Below are 13,026 nucleotides of genomic sequence, written 5' to 3' on the forward strand. Positions count from 1 at the left end.
CGCTTTCTGACAGCAGTTTTCATTGGACAGTTGGCCGCGCTTTGCCATGATCGGCGCATCATGTATTTGCACCGCGTTCTTATTCTAATTGCCGGATTGTGCCTGTTCGCAGGGCTTGGCGCGCGCCCGTCTTGCGCGGCCGAGTTGATCGACGAAGGCTTTATTGCCGCGCAAGAAGGGATGCTGTCACAGGCCGGGTCGGCGCTCCGGCAAATCGGGCTGCGGAAAGCGGCGGAAACAGGACCTTTGGCCGATCTGGTGCGTGATCGGCAAGGGGTGGAGGAACGGCTGCGTGAGGCCTCTTTGGCGATGGCCAAGGCAGGCGCAGACCGGATCGGGCTTGCCGGGCAGATTGACGGGCTGAACGCGGAACTGGGGGCGCTGGACCGCAAGTTGGCCGAGGGCTTTCCGCGCTATGCGGAACTGACGCGTCCAAAGCCGCTGACCATCGCCGAGGTGCAGGCGCTGCTTGCGCCGGATGAGGCGCTGATTTTCACGTTCATCGGCGAGACCTACAGCTTTGTCTGGGCGATCAGCCCGACGCGTTCGGGCTGGCATCGGGTCAATGCGGTGCGGGATCATGTGGCCGAGGCGGTAGCAAAGCTGCGACTGCAACTGGACCCTAATTCCGTCACCCGCGGGGCCGCGTCGCTGGAGGAAAATGCGGATGAGGCGCCACAGGGGCCAGCCTTTGACCGGAGGTTGGCAGGGATGTTGTATGATGTGTTTTTGGCGGTGTTAGAGCCTGTTTTTGGTGAGGCGGCGCATGTTTATGTGGTGACCGATGGGCCGCTGACCTCTTTGCCTTTTGGGTTATTGGTGGCCGGGGCCTATGATGGGGCCGATGACGACCCGGAGGCCTTGCGCGCGACACCTTGGATGATCCGGCGCTATGCGCTGACCAACTTGCCCTCGGTGGAAAGCCTTGCTGTGGTCAAGCAACTGCCCCCTGCGGCGGAAAATCGGCCCGTTCTGGCGGCCTATGGTGACCCGGTTTTTGCCGGGGGTGGATCGCTTTCCGGAGTCACTCGCGGGGCGGCGCTGGTTGCGGGCGGTTTGGCCGATGTGGATCGGTTGCGGGGGCTGCCGCCCTTGCCCGCAACTCGGCGGGAGTTGCTTTCGATTGCCGAAACGCTGAAGGCAGACAGGGCGACCGTGCATCTGGGGGCCGAGGCCACGGAAGCGGCAGTCAAGCAGGGCATTGGCCCAGCGCAAGTGGTGGCCTTTGCCACACATGGCCTGCTGTCAGGGGAATTGCAGGGCTTGGCGGAACCGGCGCTGGTGCTGACCCCGCCGGAAAAGGCCAGCAAGCTGGACGATGGGTTGCTGACCGCGTCAGAAATCATTGACCTGAAACTGGATGCCGATTGGGTCCTGTTATCGGCCTGCAATACGGCGGGCGGGTCGGAACCGGGGGCCGAGGGACTTTCTGGTCTGGCGCGGGCCTTTCTGTTTGCGGGCGCGCGGTCCATCGTGGTGTCGCATTGGCCAGTGCGGGATGATGCAGCGGCACGGCTGACGACCCATGCATTGTCGATTTACGCTGGTGGCGCTGTGCGACGGGCCGAGGCGCTGCGCCAGTCCATGCTGTCTGTGATGGAGGATGAAAACGACCCTACGCTTGCCCACCCCTCGGCTTGGGCGCCTTTTGTGATCGTGGGGCAAGGGGGATGAGGCGGCTGATCCTGTCGTTCGCTGTGGTCTTGGCGCTGGTCCTGCCTGCTTTGGCGCAGGACGACCCATTTCCCGACCCGCTGGTGGTTCTGGATGAGGCTTTTGCCCTGTGGTCGGCAGAGGATTTGGCAGGCTATCGCGAATATATGAGCGCGGCGATCCGGCGGGCGCGGCAGGAGGACAGTCTGAGCGCGGATTGGGCGTTTATCTTCGGAACCTATGCCGATTTTGTGCGGAATGAAGACAAGAATTCCCCGCTTGCCTTGCGCTTGGCAGAGGAGGGTTTGGCCTATCTGGCACCGCATGGGGCAGAAAATGCCGATCTGTTGGCCCTGTTGCAGGTCAGCCGGGTTTATGCGCTGGCCGATTTGGGCCGGTTTGACGAGGCCGTGACAGCCGCGCGGCTGGCAGAGCCTTTGTTCCGCCAATCTATGGGCGATGAGATGGCGGATGACCTGCTGGAGACGGTGAAGGCCTGGGACAAGGGGGAGACCACGATTTTCAACAATGCGCCGGCGGAATTGGCGCGGGCAGAGTTGAAGAAGGCGGATGAGGCGCTGGATCGGGGGGAATACGGGGTCGCGATGACCATTGCGGCGCGGGCCAGCCTGCCGGAGGGTTCTGGGATTGATGCCGCAGAGGTCGCACGGGTGAATGCGGCGGCGGCGGCGAAAACGGGGCGGGCGCTGTATTGGCTGGGACGGCGGGAGGAAGCCTTTGCCTTGTTGCGGCGGGCGGCGCTGTGGATTGCGGCCGAGGGCTGGGAAGAAGCGCCAGACGCGGCATTGAAGGTGGAACCGATGGGCGAAGCGCAGGCCGTGACGGAGATGTTTTTCTGGTTGGCCCGCGCTGGGCTGGATACGGAAAATTTCTGGATCGTCCCGCCCGCGCTTCAGATGGCCGAGCGGTTGGATGACGGCACGCTGGGTTTGCTGCCGATTTCCTATGCGCGGGCGACGCTGTACGACGCGCTTTACGATGGTGCCGCTGCCGAGGCGGAATTTGCCAGGGCCGTCACGGTTGCCGAAACCGGGGGCAAGACCGAAGAGATCCTTATGTCGCGCTATTATCTGGCCTTGCGGCGCTATGCGAATACCGGGGCGGATAGAGAGGCCAAGGCCTTGATCGCCCTGACCCGCGAGATGGCGCAAAAGGGCAGCAATACGACCTTTTATGACCCGGTTCATGTGCAGTCTGAAACGGCCGTGGTGCTGCTTGAATCCCCCTATAGCCAAGAGGCGCTGGAGTTTGCGCGGGCGGCGCTGAAGGCTAAACTTGCGGGCATTTTCGCAAGCACAGACACGAAAATTGGGCAAGACGGTCAGCGCGCCCAGACGCGGAGGCTGGTGGAGACGCTGCTTCAGACCGCGCATTTGCAGGACAGCCGCAAGCCGACCGCCGATTGCAGCCGACCGGCAGATCAAGGTTTTGGCTGCGCGATTTTCTACGACCGCTGAAGCGTTTCCAGATGGGCCGCAAATTCCGGGCTGGCCATCAGCGCGCGGCAGCGGGCGAAACGACCATCGGCATAGGCGCGGAAATCGTCGGCGGGGTTGTTGTTGGCCAGTTGTAGAAGGCCCCACAGTGTCCAGAGCAGGTCACACATCGCCTTGTAGATCACCATACGGGCATGATCGGCGGGGGCTGGCTGGCCGTCGAAATAGGCGGCCAGCAGTTGGGCGTCTTGCGTTGCATCGAACTGGCCCTCGACCGACAGATCGCCCAGATCCCACATCGGGTCATTCATGCCGGAATATTCCCAATCGACGATCCACATCCGGCTGCCGGTATCGAGAAAATTTTCGCACAGCGGGTCGCAATGGCAGGGGACCAGAGGTACGGGGTTGCGGGCAAGGGCTGAGCGAACGGCCTCGGCCTCGGCCAAGATGTCGTGATAGCCTTCGGGAAGGGTGACATCCTTGCCCGACAGGTGGCCAAGATAGTCGTCGATCATGGCGAAAAGTTCGAACCTTGCCGGGAAGGTTTGGCCGGAGCGATGAAGCTGACGCAAGGCCAGTGCAGCGCGGGCGGGGCTGCCTGTGCGGGATTTGAAACCTTCGGGGGTCATCGTCGTGCAGTCGATGTATCGGGTGACCATCAGGCCAGAGGCCGTGTCGAAATGGATCACCTCGGGGCTGACGCCTGCCGCCGCTGCTGCTCGAGCGGCAAGGGATTCATCGGCGCGATTGATATAGTCTTCGGTGCCCTCGCCCGGAACACGGATGATGAGATCGCCCATCCGGTAGACGCGGTTGGTAAGGCCACCCAGCCGGGTGACTGGGGCATTGGCCTGAACTCCCTGAAGGCCCGCCACCAGTTTTCGGATATCGTCCTGCATATCGCCACCGTTGCGTGAAGGTTCGCCCTGCGCCAAGCTAATGGCCAAAGCATCGGGGAGTCTACCTATGGGTTCTGGGCAGCATGACGGACGTTTGGGCGCGGTCTATGGCGCCAAGGCTCCGGCAGAGGTGGCGGCAGTCTATGACGGTTGGGCGGAAAGTTACGATGCCGAAATGGCGAAGGCCGGCTATCGGCACCCGTCGATCGGGCTTGCGCTTTTGGCCCGCTATGCGCCGCGCGGGGCTGGGCCTGTTCTGGATGCGGGCTGTGGGACCGGGCTTTTGGGCGATTGGCTGGGTATTCTGGGCCTTGCCCCGGTAGAAGGGCTGGATCTGTCATCGGGGATGTTGGCCGTGGCGCGCAAGAAGGGGGCTTATCATCGCCTGCACCAATTGGCCTTGGGCGGTCCGCTGCCTTTTGCCGATGGCCAGTTTCAGGCTGTGATTTCGACGGGGGTCTTTACCACGGGCCATGTCGGGGCCGAGGCCCTGCCTGAGTTGGCGCGTATCCTTGCGGTTGGCGGGCCAATGGTTCTGACAGTGAAAACGACGCTGTGGCAGGACGGATTTGATTCGGTGCTGCGGGGTATGGACAGCCTTTCGGTGGTTGAGGTGACCGAACCTTATGTATCGATGCCCGGTGAGGTGGGCACTGTGCCGTCACTGGCTGTCGTCGCGCTGCGCCGCTAGGGTCAGGGTGACATTGGCCATCCGCATCGCGTTGGCGATCGGGTCTTCTGGTGTGGTCTCTGTCACCACCTCATCCACGGCGTCAAAACCGGCCACGCGAATGAACCCGCGCCGCCCGAATTTGCTGGAATCTGTCACCACAACACGGCGTTGACCGCAGGCCAGAACCGCGCGGGCGAATTCCGACTCTTGCAGATCGAAGTCCATGATCCCGCTGACATCGACAGCCCCGGCCGAAATGATGGCGTGTTGAACAGCGAAACTGCGGATGAAATCGAGAGCCGAGGCGCCCAGCGCGGCACCGGAATCGCCCTGTAACTCTCCACCCGCCATGAAGACGCGGTTGCCATTGACCGTGGCCAAGGTGCGGGCGATGTCAGAGCTGTTCGTCACGACGGTCAGTCGGCGATGGCCCAAAAGCTCACGCGCGAGGAAACTGGTCGTGGTTCCGGTATCCATCATCAACGAATCCCCGTCGCTGATGCTATCGGCAAGGGTGCGCGCGATGGCCCGTTTGGCCGACGCGTTTTCGCGCATCCGGCGATCAAAGGGAGCTTCGCCGATTTGACCCGCCAAGCCGACCGCCCCATGCACACGAACCACGGCCCCGGATTCCGCAAGCGTCCGCACATCGCGACGGACGGTCTCGGAAGAGACCCCCAATTGCTGCGACAAGGCAGAGACCGACAAAGAGCCGCTGCCCTGTAGCAAAGTGAGAATCGCGCCGTGTCGTTTGGTGAGCATTCTGCGGCTTTCTGTGGTTATTGGCCCGCATTTTGACCGTGATTTGTCCATATTTCAATCATTCGGGCATGATTTCCACAAATTTCCATGAGTTTTCGTTGACAGAAAGACCCGCTTGGACAGAACATCGGGAAAAGAGAAGGCACAGGCCTTGATCTATCGGCCCTGCGCCCGCCGCTGATAATTCACGCGATTTCCCTCGTGATACGGGGGACAACCAATGCAGGGAGTTTGTCGATGCGTCTTTTCACGCTTACTTTGCCAGCCTTGTTTCTTGCCTCGACTGCGATGGCGCAGGATTCAACGGACCCAATCAAACTGACCTTGCACGATTGGACGGGGCAACTGATCACCACACAACTGATGGGCGAGGTTCTGAAAAAGGGCGGCTACAACGTCGAATATGTTCAGGCCGATTACCTTGCCCAATTCGCCGGTCTGGAAACCGGCGATTTGACAGTCGCGATGGAGATTTGGGAAACCACGGGCCGCGAAGCGATGGATGCGGCTGTTGGCACAGGGGGCGTCGAAGTTCTGGGCCCAACCGGGATGCAGGCCAAGGAAGAATGGTGGTATCCGATCTATATGAAGGAAAAATGCCCCGGCCTTCCAAACTGGGAGGCGCTGAAAGACCCGGCCTGTGCCGAAGCCTTCAGCACCGCCGAAACCGCGCCAAAGGGGCGGTATCTTGGTGGGCCGGTGACATGGGGCGGGTTTGACGAAGAGCGGATCGAGGCCTTGGAATTGCCGTTTGAGGTGATCCATGCCGGCACCGATGCCGCGCTTTTTGCGGAATTGGAATCGGCCTATCAGCGTCAGGCCCCGGTCATGCTGTGGGTCTATGCCCCGCATTGGGCCCCGGCAAAATACGAAGGGGAATGGGTCGAATTTCCGACCTATGACGCGGCCTGCTACACCGACGCGGCATGGGGCGGAAATGCGGATGCGACGCATGACTGCGGCAAGCCCTTTGGCGATATCTGGAAGGTTGGCTGGTCTGGCATGAAGGACAAATGGCCGGGCGCACATAAGGCCGTTCAGGCCTTCACGATCGACAATGACGAAATGGGCGCGATGATCACCGAGGTCGACCTGAACGGGAAAACGGTCGAAACCGTTGTCGCCGACTGGATGGCTGCCAACGAAGCACGCTGGAGCACTTGGATTGCAAAGTGATCCTGCTCTGACGCGCCCCGGCCAGATAATCCCCTCTCTGGCCGGGCTCTTTTTCCTGGCTTTCTGAATGTCCTTGCCCCCTGACACCCTGATTTGCCGCAATTTATGGAAGCTTTTTGGTTCGCGGGCCGAGGAGCATCTGAAATCTATCGGCCCCGATGCGGCGCGATTGACAGAGGCGGGGCTTGTTCCGGCGGTGCGGGCGGTCGATTTGTCTGTGCGGCAGGGCGAGATTTTCGTGATCATGGGCCTATCCGGGTCGGGCAAGTCCACCTTGGTGCGGCTTTTGTCGCGGTTGATCGAACCGACGGCAGGCGAGGTCTGGTTCAACGGGCAAAATCTGCTGACCGCATCCGAGGCCGAGATGACCCAGATCCGGCGGCACAAGATGGGCATGGTGTTCCAGCATTTCGCGCTGTTGCCGCATCTGACCGTGCTGGAGAATGTGGCCTTTCCCTTGGAAGTGCAGGGCGTGGCCCGAAGGGAGCGCGAGGCGCGGGCGGCGGAAATGGTGGCCTTGGTGGGGCTGGCCGGGCGCGAGGCGGCTTTTCCGCGGCAGTTGTCCGGGGGGCAGCAGCAACGGGTTGGCATTGCACGGTCTTTGGCGGTGGAACCCGAGTTGTGGTTTCTGGACGAGCCGTTTTCGGCTTTGGACCCGCTGATCCGCCGCGAATTGCAGGACGAGTTCATTCGTCTGCAGTCGCGGCTGAAAAAGACCATCGTCTTTATCACCCATGATTTCGACGAGGCCATTCGGCTGGCCGACCGAATTGCCATCATGAAGGACGGCGCCGTGGTGCAATGCGGAACGCCCGAAGATCTGGTGCTGAACCCGGCCACCGATTATGTGCGCGAATTCACCCGCGCTGTGCCAAAGGCCAAGGTGGTGCGTTTGGCGTCCTTGGTCCGGGCGGGCGAGATTCCGGGGGGCATTACGCGCCTGTCTGCCCGTGCGACGGTGGCTGAGGCGGGGCCTGCCTTTCTGGATGGCGCGGCACTTGTGGGGGTTGACGATGAGGGCCGCGCGCTGGGCACCGTGGCCCGAGAGGATGTCATTCGCCTGTTGTTGGGGGGTGAGGCATGACGCCGGCGGGTCAGATCTGGTCTGGCCGCATGGTCTGGGCGGTTGCCTTGCTGTTGTCCTTGGGTCTGTGGCTTTGGGGATCGGCCTTGCTGCCTGCGGCCTTTGACTATCCCAAGGCATGGCGCATCCCTGCCGCCAAATGGATTGGCGGGTGGATCACTTGGCTGGTGAAAGAGGCCGCTATAGGGCCGATTGCTTTTTCTGACGTCACACGGGCCATCGCCGCAGCAGTTGATCTTCCCTATCAAGCGGCCTTGGCCGTCTTGGCCGATGGCGTTCAGCTACAAGAGGCTGGGCAGGTCTTGCAACTGATCCCGCCCCTGCCGTGGATCGCCGTGATTGGCGTGGTGGCGCTGATTGGTCATTGGGCGAAAGGCCCGGGCTTGGCCCTGCTGATGGCGGGCTGTTTTGGCTTTGTGGCCGTATTTGGCCAATGGCATTCGGCTATGGTGACGCTTGCCTCGATCTTGGTCGCAGTTCCCTTGGGTGTTCTGGGCGGGCTGACGATGGGTATCCTCGCTTGGCGGTATGCGTGGTTAGAGCGTGCTTTGCGCCCGATCCTGGACCTGATGCAAACCATGCCTGTCTTTGCCTATCTTGTTCCGATCCTGATCCTTTTCGGCTTTGGCCCAACCGCTGCCGTGATTGCGACGCTGGTTTACGCAACCCCCCCCATGACGCGGATCACGACGCTGGCACTGCAGCGGGTGCCGGATGAAACCCATGATCTGGCGCGCATGATTGGCTGTTCTGGCCAACAGAAATTGTGGAAAGTTCTGATCCCCACCGCGCGCGAGCCGCTGATGGTGGGCGTGAACCAGGTCATCATGTTGTCACTGAACATGGTCATCATCGCGTCGATGATCGGCGCGGGCGGTCTTGGCTTTGACGTGCTGAATGCACTGCGGCGGCTGGATTTTGGGGCGGGGCTGGAGGCGGGTTTTGCCATTGTTGCGCTGGCCATTGCCTTGGACAGGCTTTCGCAGGCGGTGGCGCATCGCAGCACCGGGGCCGAGCCATCTGGACCGTGGACTCGTCGGCATCCCTATCTGGTTTCCGCGGTCATTTTCGTCTCTATTATTGCCTTTTTGAGCCTGATCTTTCCATCAGTGCAGACTTACCCTGACAGTCTTCAGCTATCGACCAGCACATTTTGGGCCGCGGTCGTGCAATGGATCAACGTGACCTTTTTCGACACCTTGGAAGCGGTGAAGAATTTCTCTCTTGTCTGGCTGCTGGTTCCCGTGAAGCGGTTCCTTCTGGGTCTGCCTTGGCTTGCCGTTGTGGCGTTGCTGGGTTTGACGGGGTGGAGGCTGGGCGGCTGGCGGTTGGCGCTGCTTTGCGCCGGGCTGTCCTTTTTGATTGCAGCGACCGGACAGTGGGAAAAGGCCATGATCACTGTCTATCTTTGCGGAATTTCGGTTTTTGTTGCCATGCTGATCGGTCTGCCCATCGGGATTTGGGTGGCGGAACGAGACAATTGGTGGGCGGTCACTCGGGTTGTGATCGACACGCTGCAAACGCTGCCAAGTTTTGTCTATCTGATGCCGATCGTGATGCTGTTTCGCGTTGGCGACTTTACCGCGATGATTGCGGTGGTGGCTTATGCTGTTGTGGCGTCCATTCGCTACACGGTGCTTGGTCTGCAAGGCGTTGACCCCCGACTGATCGAGGCGGGCCGGGCGATGGGCTGCACGCCGTGGCAGATCCTGACTCGGATCCGGTTGCGACTTGCCCTGCCGGAAATCCTGTTGGGGCTGAACCAGACGATCATGTTTGCCCTGTCGATGTTGGTGATCACGGCCTTGGTCGGCACGCGCGACCTCGGTCAGGATGTTTATATCGCTCTGACCAAGGCCAATCCGGGGAACGGGTTGGTGGCAGGATTGGCCATCGCCTTCATAGCGATCATCGCCGACAGGTTGTTGGCCGCCGTGGCCCGAACGGAGCGCGAGAAATTAGGATTGGGAGGCGCGCATGGTTCCTGAAAAGGTTCTGAGCCTGCCCTGTTGGGAAGGTGAGATCGCTGCCGTTCCGCTGGAAGGCGGGCTGTCGAACGAAAGTTGGAAGGTGACGGACCGTAAAGGCATGCATGTCGTGCGCTTTGGGCAGGATTTTCCGTTCCACCATGTCGACCGCGCCAGAGAGGTGATGACAGCCCGTGCCGCCCATAGCCTGGGCTTTGGGCCAGAGGTGGAATTTGCAGCGCCGGGGGTTTCGGTTGTTGCCTTTGTGCCCTCGACGACATGGCAGGCGCAGGACGTGTGCGCTGCGCCTGATCAGGTTGGCGCCTTGCTTCGTCGGTTTCACGACACGATGCCCTCGCAGATCAGCGGGGCGGCGTTTCTGTTCTGGCCGTTTCATGTGATCCGAGACTATGCACGCACGATTGCGGCAGGGAACAGCCCCTTCGCCAACGATTTGCCGGGCTATCTGGACTTGGCCCATCGGCTGGAAGCGGCGCAGGTCCCGATGCCCATTGTCTTTGGCCACCATGATCTGCTGCCGGCGAATATTCTGGATGATGGCGAAAAGCTCTGGCTGATTGATTACGAATATGCGGGCTTTGGCACAGCCATGTTTGATCTTGCCGGGGCGGCCTCGAATGCGGGGATGGATGCCTCCGAGACGGCTGCGTTGCTAGAGACCTATTTCGGTCGCAAGCCAACGCCTGCCTTTCAGCGGGCCTTTGACGCGATGCAATGCGCAAGCCTTTTGCGAGAGGCGATGTGGGCCATGGTTTCCGACCTGCATCTGGCGGCACCGGGGGCCGATTATCGTTTCTATGCACGCGAAAACCTGCAAAAACTTGCCGCAAACCTGACCCAGTTTACCCAAGCACACGGGACGCTTTGAAATGACCCTGCCAAGCCATTCCCAAGTCATTGTCATCGGGGGCGGCATCATCGGATGTTCCACCGCCTATCATCTTGCCCGCGATTACAAGGCGGATGTGATCTTGCTGGAGCAGGGCAAGATCACCTCGGGCTCCACTTGGCATGCCGCCGGTCTGGTGGGGCAATTGCGGTCCTCGGCCAGCATCACCAAGGTGCTGAAATATTCGGTCGAACTGTACAAGGGTTTGGCCTCCGAAACGGGACTGGACACCGGATGGAAGATGACCGGCTGCCTGCGCCTGGCCACCAATCCTGACCGTTGGACAGAGTTCAAACGGCTGGCGACGACCGCCCGCAGTTTCGGGATGGAGATGGAATTGATCTCGCCCGCCGAAGTGAAGCAGATGTGGCCATTGATGGATGTCAGCGACCTGATCGGGGCAAGTTGGTTGCCGACCGATGGGCAAGCCAGCCCCTCGGACATCACGCAAAGTCTTGCCAAAGGAGCAAGGATGCACGGGGCGCGTTTGTTCGAGGGCGTCACGGTGACTGGCTTTCGCATGGACGGCCAAAGAATTACCCATGTGCAGACCGACCAAGGCGACATTGCCTGCGAAAAAGTGGTGAATTGCGGTGGGATGTGGGCGCGGGAATTGGGCGCGATGGCCGGGGTGACGGTGCCGCTGCATCCGGTCAAACACCAGTACATCATCACCGACAAGATCGCAGGGCTGTCTGCCGATGCCCCTACCCTGCGCGACCCCGACCGACGCACCTATTTCAAAGAAGAAGTGGGGGGTCTGGTGATGGGCGGCTATGAACCAAATCCGCAGGGATGGGTGACCGGCGACATTCCAAAAAACTGGGAATTCCGCCTGTTTGGTGACGATTTTGACCATTTCGCCCAGCATATGGAACAGGCTATTGCCCGCGTGCCGGCCCTTGAGACTGTAGGCGTCAAACAGATGATCAACGGGGCTGAAAGCTTTACGCCGGACGGGAATTTCATTCTGGGGCCATCGCCGGACTGCGCGAATATGTATGTGGGCGCGGGTTTCAATGCCTTCGGTATTGCTTCGGGTGGGGGCGCGGGCTGGGTTTTGGCCGAGTGGGTGATGCGGGACGAAGCCCCGCTGGATCTTTGGGCGGTCGACATCCGGAGATTTTCAGGCTTGCACAAAGACCGCGACTGGGTGGCAGAGCGTACGCTGGAAGCCTATGGCAAGCACTACACCGTGGCCTTTCCCCACGAAGAATACGACAGCGGCAGGCCACGGATCGTGTCGCCGCTTTATGATCGGTTAAAGTCTTATGGCGCCGTGTTCGGGTCGAAGTTGGGTTGGGAGCGGCCCAACTGGTTCGCGCCGGAGGGTGTGGCGCCGAAGGATATCTACTCGATGGGACGGCAGAACTGGTTTGGCCCGGTGGGAGAGGAACACGCCCATGTCCGTAGCCATGCTGGCCTGTTCGACCAATCAAGTTTTGCCAAATATGAGCTGTCCGGTCCGAAGGCCGCAGAAGCGCTAGAGTGGATTTGCGCCAACCGGGTTGCCCGCGATGTGGGTCGGCTGACTTATACACAGTTGCTGAACAGCCGTGGCGGGATTGAGTGTGATCTGACAGTGGGGCGATTGGCATACGATCACTTCTACATTGTCACCGGCACCGGTTTTCGCACGCATGATGCTGGTTGGATCACCGATCATTTGCCCGCAAGCGGTGTGATTTTCCGAGATGTTACGGAGGATTGGGGGACTCTTTCCCTGATGGGCCCGCAAGCAAGATCAATCCTTGAAAAGGTAACGTCGAGCGATGTTTCTAACGTCGCTTTCCCCTTTGGCCATCTGCGCGAAATCAAGATTGCCGGTGTGCCTGTTCGTGCGCTTCGAGTGACATATGTGGGTGAATTGGGTTGGGAATTGCATTGCCCGATTGACCAATTGGGGATCGTCTTCGATGCGCTGATGGGAGCTGACCCGATGTTAAGGCCCGTCGGCTATCGTGCTTTGGAAAGTCTGCGGCTGGAAAAGGGCTATCGGGCATGGTCTTCGGATATCACGCCTAACGACAGCCCCTATGAAGCGGGGCTTGGTTGGGCGGTCAAAATGAAGTCGGGTGTGGATTTCATCGGACGTAAAGCGTTGGATGCCGTTCAGAACCAGCCGTTGCAGAAGATGTTTGTTGGCTTCACCGTCGACGATCCCAGCGCCGTCTTGGTTGGCCGCGAAACTATTCTGAGAGATGGCCAGCCGGTTGGGTATCTGACATCTGGCGGATACGGATACACTGTCGAAAAGAGTATCGGTTTTGGCTATGTTAGAGACGAAGCTGGTATTTCTGACAGCTGGCTTGAGCAGGGAACATACAGGCTGATGATCGCGGGCGAAGAAACGCCCGCACAGCTTCATCTTACCCCCCTGTACGATCCTTTGGGCAAAAATATCCGGTCATGAAGTTCGGCCATAACAGGGTCGGCAACCGA

General features: G+C 60.3%; 10 protein-coding genes. 8 read left to right on the forward strand and 2 right to left on the reverse strand.

Features of this window, described 5'->3' with window-relative positions; all coding sequences use genetic code 11:
- Positions 1-60: 60 nt before the first annotated feature.
- Complete coding sequence (locus ACSBLW_RS12680) at positions 61-1,674, forward strand: CHAT domain-containing protein (protein WP_435256984.1); 1,614 nt, start codon at positions 61-63, stop codon at positions 1,672-1,674.
- Positions 1,671-3,131, forward strand: a complete 1,461-nt coding sequence (locus ACSBLW_RS12685; protein ID WP_435256985.1) for a hypothetical protein — start codon at positions 1,671-1,673, stop codon at positions 3,129-3,131. Before ACSBLW_RS12680 ends, ACSBLW_RS12685 begins: the two co-directional genes overlap by 4 nt.
- Here the strand turns inward: ACSBLW_RS12685 and ACSBLW_RS12690 are convergent.
- Complete coding sequence (locus ACSBLW_RS12690; RefSeq protein ID WP_435256986.1) at positions 3,119-4,012, reverse strand: phosphotransferase; 894 nt, start codon at positions 4,010-4,012, stop codon at positions 3,119-3,121. The genes ACSBLW_RS12685 and ACSBLW_RS12690 overlap by 13 nt on opposite strands.
- A gap of 67 nt (positions 4,013-4,079) precedes the next feature.
- Between ACSBLW_RS12690 and ACSBLW_RS12695 the strand changes: the two genes are divergently transcribed.
- Positions 4,080-4,703 carry a class I SAM-dependent DNA methyltransferase gene (locus ACSBLW_RS12695; RefSeq protein ID WP_435256987.1) on the forward strand — a complete coding sequence of 208 codons (624 nt, stop codon included), beginning with the start codon at positions 4,080-4,082 and terminating at the stop codon, positions 4,701-4,703.
- Here the strand turns inward: ACSBLW_RS12695 and ACSBLW_RS12700 are convergent.
- Entirely contained in the window at positions 4,674-5,447 is a 774-nt protein-coding gene (locus ACSBLW_RS12700) for a DeoR/GlpR family DNA-binding transcription regulator (RefSeq protein WP_435256988.1), read from the reverse strand. The two genes, ACSBLW_RS12695 and ACSBLW_RS12700, sit on opposite strands and share 30 nt — an antisense overlap.
- Positions 5,448-5,684: 237 nt before the next feature.
- Between ACSBLW_RS12700 and ACSBLW_RS12705 the strand changes: the two genes are divergently transcribed.
- From ACSBLW_RS12705 to ACSBLW_RS12725, 5 genes are all read left to right on the forward strand, one after another.
- Positions 5,685-6,623, forward strand: coding sequence for an ABC transporter substrate-binding protein (locus tag ACSBLW_RS12705; protein ID WP_435256989.1), 939 nt, complete (start codon positions 5,685-5,687; stop codon positions 6,621-6,623).
- Between the two features lie 67 nt (positions 6,624-6,690).
- A complete protein-coding gene (locus tag ACSBLW_RS12710) occupies positions 6,691-7,707 on the forward strand; it encodes a quaternary amine ABC transporter ATP-binding protein (protein ID WP_435256990.1) in 1,017 nt (338 codons plus the stop codon).
- On the forward strand, positions 7,704-9,695 hold the full coding sequence (locus ACSBLW_RS12715; RefSeq protein ID WP_435256991.1) for an ABC transporter permease: 1,992 nt from the start codon (positions 7,704-7,706) through the stop codon (positions 9,693-9,695). The genes ACSBLW_RS12710 and ACSBLW_RS12715 overlap by 4 nt, the downstream gene beginning before the upstream one ends.
- Positions 9,685-10,563, forward strand: coding sequence for a choline/ethanolamine kinase family protein (locus ACSBLW_RS12720; protein WP_435256992.1), 879 nt, complete (start codon positions 9,685-9,687; stop codon positions 10,561-10,563). Before ACSBLW_RS12715 ends, ACSBLW_RS12720 begins: the two co-directional genes overlap by 11 nt.
- A gap of 1 nt (position 10,564) precedes the next feature.
- A complete protein-coding gene (locus ACSBLW_RS12725) occupies positions 10,565-12,997 on the forward strand; it encodes a GcvT family protein (protein ID WP_435256993.1) in 2,433 nt (810 codons plus the stop codon).
- Positions 12,998-13,026 lie beyond the last annotated feature (29 nt).

It is taken from the genome of Thioclava sp. FR2, assembly GCF_051200875.1.
Lineage (GTDB): Bacteria > Pseudomonadota > Alphaproteobacteria > Rhodobacterales > Rhodobacteraceae > Pseudotabrizicola.

Bases quoted from the DNA above. Each gene is read 5' to 3' on its own strand.
- ACSBLW_RS12700 (WP_435256988.1), bottom strand. From the start codon at position 5,447: ATGCTCACCAAACGACACGGCGCGATTCTCACTTTGCTACAGGGCAGC.
- ACSBLW_RS12695 (WP_435256987.1), top strand. From the start codon at position 4,080: ATGGGTTCTGGGCAGCATGACGGACGTTTGGGCGCGGTCTATGGCGCC.
- ACSBLW_RS12685 (WP_435256985.1), top strand. From the start codon at position 1,671: ATGAGGCGGCTGATCCTGTCGTTCGCTGTGGTCTTGGCGCTGGTCCTG.
- ACSBLW_RS12705 (WP_435256989.1), top strand. From the start codon at position 5,685: ATGCGTCTTTTCACGCTTACTTTGCCAGCCTTGTTTCTTGCCTCGACT.
- ACSBLW_RS12710 (WP_435256990.1), top strand. From the start codon at position 6,691: ATGTCCTTGCCCCCTGACACCCTGATTTGCCGCAATTTATGGAAGCTT.
- ACSBLW_RS12725 (WP_435256993.1), top strand. From the start codon at position 10,565: ATGACCCTGCCAAGCCATTCCCAAGTCATTGTCATCGGGGGCGGCATC.
- ACSBLW_RS12720 (WP_435256992.1), top strand. From the start codon at position 9,685: ATGGTTCCTGAAAAGGTTCTGAGCCTGCCCTGTTGGGAAGGTGAGATC.
- ACSBLW_RS12715 (WP_435256991.1), top strand. From the start codon at position 7,704: ATGACGCCGGCGGGTCAGATCTGGTCTGGCCGCATGGTCTGGGCGGTT.
- ACSBLW_RS12690 (WP_435256986.1), bottom strand. From the start codon at position 4,012: ATGCAGGACGATATCCGAAAACTGGTGGCGGGCCTTCAGGGAGTTCAG.
- ACSBLW_RS12680 (WP_435256984.1), top strand. From the start codon at position 61: ATGTATTTGCACCGCGTTCTTATTCTAATTGCCGGATTGTGCCTGTTC.